Source organism: Wolbachia endosymbiont of Pentidionis agamae (assembly GCF_036711655.1).
Taxonomy (GTDB): Bacteria; Pseudomonadota; Alphaproteobacteria; order Rickettsiales; family Anaplasmataceae; genus JAZHPY01.
This window is the reverse complement of sequence record NZ_JAZHPY010000151.1, coordinates 1-639: the sequence shown is the minus strand read 5'-3', so window position 1 is coordinate 639 and position 639 is coordinate 1. Positions and strand designations below refer to the sequence as shown.

Sequence of the window (639 nt, the reverse complement as noted above, 5' to 3'; positions counted from 1 at the left end):
ATTTGCTTTATGATTTATTAGAAATTTTACAATGTCTGTATGACCATGTTCAGCAGCTTTATGTAAATGAGTCCTTCTATAACAATCAACAGTATTAACATCAACTTTTTCTACTTCAATCAATCTCTTAACTTCTGTTAAATTATTGTCTTTAATTGCTTTAAATAATTTTTTGATATTTTCACGCATAAAGTTTGCCTCATTAATTAATAAATTATGTATAATACTAGTAATTATCTCAAGTACCTTTTGAAGATAAATTTATTTTTTCTATGAAAGAATTGGATATTCAGCTTAAACTGAATATTCTGAGATTAAAATTCTTGAGATTTTTACTTGATTTTCTATATTATAATGGTGATGGCGAAACTCAGGAAGCAATATTTTCTACCCCATACACTCTTCTTAAGGAAAAATAAATATTTTACTTGACATTACTTAGATTTCTCCATTAATCTCTCCAATTAAGCTGTTTTCTTAGCATCATTTTACTTTTTATAGTTTCGAAGAGGTCTACAGAAGATTGTTTTTTCTTTCCGACCATTGTTTATACGGACTTCTCTAACTAGTTAAGACTAAAGCTTGGTTCTTCTCCATTATTCCATTTTTGAAAATATATGTTTTCCAATTTTGGAAAAT

1 protein-coding gene is annotated in these 639 nt (G+C 26.6%); it reads right to left on the bottom strand.

What is annotated here, in order from left to right; genetic code table 11:
* The coding region (locus V6U76_RS05395) for an ankyrin repeat domain-containing protein (protein WP_333024119.1) at positions 1–222 on the bottom strand (222 nt) is incomplete at its 3' end.
* Between the last annotated feature and the right edge of the window lie 417 nt (positions 223–639).